General features: G+C 59.5%; 4 protein-coding genes. 1 reads left to right on the forward strand and 3 read right to left on the reverse strand.

Annotated features, from left to right (window positions below; all coding sequences use genetic code 11):
• Positions 1 to 20: 20 nt before the first annotated feature.
• The 3 genes from ATI14_RS21255 to ATI14_RS21265 all read right to left on the reverse strand — a co-directional run bounded on the left by ATI14_RS21255 (position 21) and on the right by ATI14_RS21265 (position 2,529).
• Positions 21 to 215 (reverse strand): hypothetical protein, encoded by a 195-nt coding sequence (locus ATI14_RS21255; protein WP_016969115.1) that lies wholly within the window; start codon positions 213 to 215, stop codon positions 21 to 23.
• Positions 212 to 1,651 carry an AdeC/AdeK/OprM family multidrug efflux complex outer membrane factor gene (gene adeC, locus ATI14_RS21260; protein ID WP_016969116.1) on the reverse strand — a complete coding sequence of 480 codons (1,440 nt, stop codon included), beginning with the start codon at positions 1,649 to 1,651 and terminating at the stop codon, positions 212 to 214. The genes ATI14_RS21255 and adeC overlap by 4 nt, the downstream gene beginning before the upstream one ends.
• A gap of 62 nt (positions 1,652 to 1,713) precedes the next feature.
• The gene (locus ATI14_RS21265; RefSeq protein ID WP_016969117.1) at positions 1,714 to 2,529 is read right to left on the reverse strand and encodes a helix-turn-helix transcriptional regulator; all 816 of its coding nucleotides are present in this window, start codon (positions 2,527 to 2,529) and stop codon (positions 1,714 to 1,716) included.
• 320 nt (positions 2,530 to 2,849) lie between these two features.
• Between ATI14_RS21265 and ATI14_RS21270 the strand changes: the two genes are divergently transcribed.
• Positions 2,850 to 4,547, forward strand: coding sequence for a cyclic peptide export ABC transporter (locus ATI14_RS21270; protein WP_016969118.1), 1,698 nt, complete (start codon positions 2,850 to 2,852; stop codon positions 4,545 to 4,547).
• The last annotated feature ends 469 nt before the right edge of the window (positions 4,548 to 5,016 follow it).

Genomic DNA, 5,016 nt, shown 5'->3' on the forward strand with positions numbered 1-5,016 from the left:
GGCTGTGTGCCGGGGTGGCTTTATTGTTGAGGGTCGCTTGCCAGCTTCAGGTTGGTGGCGATGTAAAACCCCTGCACCGTGCGTTTTTTCTCTACGTATTCACACAGCACCAGTGTGGAGTGCGGCAATGGCGCCGCCTCCAGTGACGGTTTGACCAGCATCCGTTTGCCCCCCGAGCGCAGGCGCACATATTGCCCCGGCTCAAAGGTACTCATGGCCGCGTCTCGGCAGCGGCCAGTCGGGTCGGTTCCCCCCATGCGCCGCCGAGGGCGGTGTACAGGTTGACTTCGGCGATCAGCTGCGCCAAACGGTCGGTAATCAGCCCCTGCTGTGAGGCAAACAACGAGCGCTGTGCGTCGAGGAACACCAGGTTGCTGTCCACGCCCAGGCGGTAGCGGCGTTGAGCGAGGTTGTAATAGTTCTGGTCGGCCTGCACCAGGTCGCGTTGGGCGTTCAGCTGGTCGTCGTAAGTCTGGCGTGCCGCCAGGCCGTTGGACACTTCCTGGAACGCGGTCTGGATGGCTTTCTCGTACTGGGCCACGCCAATGTCTTTTTGCAGCTTGGCGTAGTCGAGGCTGGCGCGCAGGCTGCCGGCGTTGAAGATGGGCAGGTTGATCTGCGGCTGGAATGTCCAGCTGCCGGAGCCGCCCTTGAACAGGCTCGACAGTTGCGAGCTGGACGCACCGGCATTGGCGGTCAGGCTCACACTGGGGAAGAACGCTGCACGGGCCGCGCCGATGTTGGCATTGGCGGATTTGAGCTGGTATTCGGCTTGCAGAATGTCGGGTCGGCGTTGCAGCAGGTCCGACGGCAGGCCGGCGGGTACCTGGGCGATCAGGTTGCTCGACAGCGGCAGGCTCGGCAGGGATTCCGGCAGTGCGGTGCCCACCAGCAACGCCAGGCTGTTGCGGTCCTGGGCCACTTGTCGCTCATAGCGCGCGAGGTTGGCACGAGCGTTCTCGACACTGGTTTGCGCCTGGGCGGCATCCAGCGACGACGCGGCACCCGCCTGCAGGCTGCGTGTGGTCAAGCGCAGGCTTTCCTCATAGGAGGCGAGGGTCTGGCGTGTCAGCGCGAGTAATTCCTGGTCGGCACGCCAGGTGAGGTAAGCATTGGCCACGCTGGCGACCAGGCTCAATTCGGCACTGCGCTGCGCTTGTTCGGTGGCCAGGTAGGCTTGCATCGCCTGCTCGCTGAGGCTGCGGACGCGGCCAAAGAAATCCAGCTCATAGGAGCTGATGCCCAGGGTCGCGGAATAGGTCGACGTGATCGCCGCTTTACCGGTCTTCGTGATGCTCGCCGGTACTCGCTGGCGGGTGCCGCCTGCCGTGGCCGAGACCGCCGGGAACAAGTCAGCGCGCTGGATCTGGTATTGCGCGCGGTACGCTTCGACATTCAGCGCCGCCACACGCAGGTCGCGGTTCTCGGTGAGGGCGGTCTGGATCAGCTGCCGCAAGGCGGGGTCATGGAACAATGTGCGCCAGCCCTGGCGGGCAACGTCTTCGCTGACGGTACCTGCAGCCGCAGCATAGGCCGGGCCTTGCGGGTATTGCGCAGTCACCGGAGCTGCCGGTTGGTGGTAGTCAGGGATCAGCGAGCACCCGCTCAGTGCCACTGCAACTGCCACCGCAGAGAAAGCAAACTTGTTCATTGGCCAGCCTCATGTAAAGGGGAACACGGGTTGCAGCGCAGTAACCCGTTTCTTGAATTTCGTTAGGCGCCGACCGTCCACTTGGTCAATCCATGTCGGCCACTGACCCCAAGCTTTGCCGTTGCACGCTTGAGGTAGGTTTCGATCGAGCTGTTCTTGAGACGTAATTTCTCGGCAATTTCCGGCACGGTTCCGCCGTTGAGCAAGCCGAGGCAAACTTCCTGTTCGCGGGTTGAGAGCGTGATATCGCACAGCGACAGACGTTTTTGAAACTCACGGTGAATGTGCGACGGTTCGGTTTCGCTGAGCGGGGTCGCCATCCAGCTGCCCATTTTGCGCAGCGCACTCTGGCGGCTGAACTGGGCATAGCTTTCAATCAACGGCAGCAAGGCTTCGGAGAGGTTTTTCAGAAGCGACAATTCGCTCAAGGAAAAATCTTTCTGCGTATGGGAGCGATACAGCATCACCACGCAGCGCCGGCTGCCATCGCGCGATACCAGGGTGCATTCGTGCGCGGCAACGCGTGACACCTTGCCCGCTGCACCTTTGGTTCGCGTATTCAGGCGAATCAGCAACGAGCCTTCCATCTCCTGCACTTCCTTGAGCAGGGGAGGGTTGGCGGTGGCGCGGTTCGCTTGTTGTGCAGGGATGTCGGCGGGGTCGCCGGCCGTGCCGAGAGGCTTGATATCCACCAGGCTGTTGTTTGACTTGTCCAGGGTCCACTCGCTGAGTGTCAACGCGGTGACCGGCAGGAGCTTGTCGATCAGCTTGAGCATATTGAGCGCGAAGTGATCCTGATCGGTGCTGGAAACCAATTCGCCGAGTACGAAATAGAAGTGTGGGCTGTCCGCATTTTGAATGCTGCTCGTCATTTCCATAGTCCAATCATCCTTGATGGCGCTGTTCTTATAAGAGGTGGGTGAGCGATCAGAGCAGCCATCTTTCACTCCTGAAGGGTCCGGCTCGGGACCGTATTAGGCCCATTCATGCCGCGCGGGTCTGCAATGGAAAGCGGGGACATTCGGGGGGCATCCGCCTCGGCGGTGTGTATTTGTGCCGGTCCACGTTTTGTACAGGCTTTCGGGGACAGCCGAATTTGCGCCAATCCGTACACTTGGCGGCGCCGGCAACAGGGCCGGTAGCAGCGGCTTGTTTGGCGGGCCATGCCCGGTCTTGCGTGTATTTGAGGAGTTGGTCCATGAACAAAGAGCATGAGAAGCCGCCCAAGCCGGGCTCGGTCTTGCGCCTGCTTTGGCAAAATCATCCCTGGCTGGCGTTCTTTTCCCTGGTCACCGGCATCATCAGTGGGGTGGCGGCGATCGCGGTGGTCAACGTGATCAACCAGGCTATTTACGAGCAGGGGTCGCGCGTGCACCTGCTGTATTGGTTTATTGGTTTGAGCGTGGTGGCGCTGGCGTTTCGTAACGGCGCGACGTTGTTTCCCGCTTACGCCAACATGAAGCTGATGACCCGTCTGCGCATTGCACTGTGCCAGAAAATCCTCTCGTCACCCCTTGAAGAAGTGGATCGACGCGGCCCACCCAATGTGCTGACACTGCTGACCACGGACATTCCGCAACTCAACGCCACCTTGCTGGTGATGCCGGTGATGTTGGTGGAGTCCACAGTATTCATGTTCGGCCTGGCCTACCTGGCCTACCTGTCATGGACGGTGTTTGCGTTGACGCTGGCACTGTTGGTGCTCGGCGCCGTGTTGTATGTGTTTTTGTTCCTTGGCGGGGTGAAGTTCACGGGCCGCGTGCGTGATGAATTCACGGCCTTCAACGAGCATACCCACGGCCTGGTCTTCGGCCTCAAGGAACTCAAGCTCAACGGCATCCGCCGGCGCTGGTTTGGCCGTTCGGCGATCAAGGAATCGTCGACGCGGGTGGCGCGTTTCAACTTTATCGAGCACCTGTGGTACCTCGGCGCGGAAAACATGGGGCTGGTCACTCAGTCCCTGCTGATTGGCAGCCTGGTGTTTGCCTTGCCGCTGCTGACCGTCACCGACAGCCAGGTGCTGACCGCCAGCGTCTTGACCGTGATGTACATCCTCGGGCCGCTGGGCCTGTTGATCAGCACCATGCCAGTGGTTGCACAGGGCCGGATTGCGATCACCCGTCTGGCCGATTTCGGTTTTCTGATCAACGAGCACCATGCCGAGCAAGGCGAGCCGGACACCCGCAATGTGCTGCGCCTTGAGCACAAAAAGCACTGGCAGGAAATTGCCCTCAAAGGCGTGGTGATGAACTACCGCGGTGCCGACGCCGAGAGCGGCTTTGCCCTTGGGCCGGTTGACCTGACCATCAACAGCGGCGAGTTGATCTACATCATCGGTGGCAATGGCTGCGGCAAAAGTACCCTGGTCAAGGCGTTGTGCGGGTTGTACGTGCCTCAGTCCGGGCAGATTCTGCTCGATGGCGTTGCCGTCAATGATGACAACCGCAGTGATTACCGCGACCTGTTCTCCGCCGTGTTCAGCGACTTCCATCTGTTCAACCGGCTGATTGGCCCGGAAGGCGAAGAGGTCAACCCGGACCTGGCGCAAAAGTATCTCGGCGCGCTGGGGTTGGCGGACAAGATCAAGATCGAAGGGCTGGGTTATTCCACCACCAAGGAACTGTCCTACGGCCAGCAAAAACGCCTGGCCCTGGTGTGTGCCTACATGGAAGACCGCCCGGTGTATGTGCTTGACGAGTGGGCGGCAGACCAGGATCCACCCTTCAAGCGCTTCTTCTATGAAGAGCTGCTGCCGGAACTCAAACGCCGCGGCAAGACCATTCTAATCATTACCCACGATGATCAATACTTCCAATTGGCCGACCGTGTGATCAAGCTGCTCGATGGCCATATCGTCTCCGATGTAAGCCTCGTCGCCCAGGATCGCCGCGCCTGATCCAGGCGTTGCCATAGACCGTCCCTTTGCACGACGCCCGTAGCCTTCAAAGCTATCGGCCTCGTGCTTTTTTTTGCATTGAAAAAGCCATGTTTATCAAATGAATACTGGCGATTTTACAAAATATTTCCATGTCCCCCGATTGTCCGGGTTTCAGGTGACATACAGCCCAAAACGCGAGTGCTTAAATTTGCCAATGCGCTCATCAGGTCGTGCTGTGGGTGGTGGTTTCAGCCGTGCAAGGCTCGGCTTGGCTGCCCCCTTGATGACGTTCTGAGCTGGCGTTTTCAACAGTATTCCCATTTTTTTTCGCCTCAACTTCCCTCGCTGCTGCGCTGTGACCCAGGTGGCACTGACAAAACTCTGAGAAGGCTTTTATGAAACGTTTTTCTGCAGTGGCCATGGGCGACCTTGTCGCGAAAAAACTCCTTTCCAACGTCGTTTTTGCCGCTGTTGCGCAGGTGATCGT

The sequence above is a fragment of the Pseudomonas tolaasii NCPPB 2192 genome, assembly GCF_002813445.1.
GTDB lineage: Bacteria > Pseudomonadota > Gammaproteobacteria > Pseudomonadales > Pseudomonadaceae > Aquipseudomonas > Aquipseudomonas tolaasii.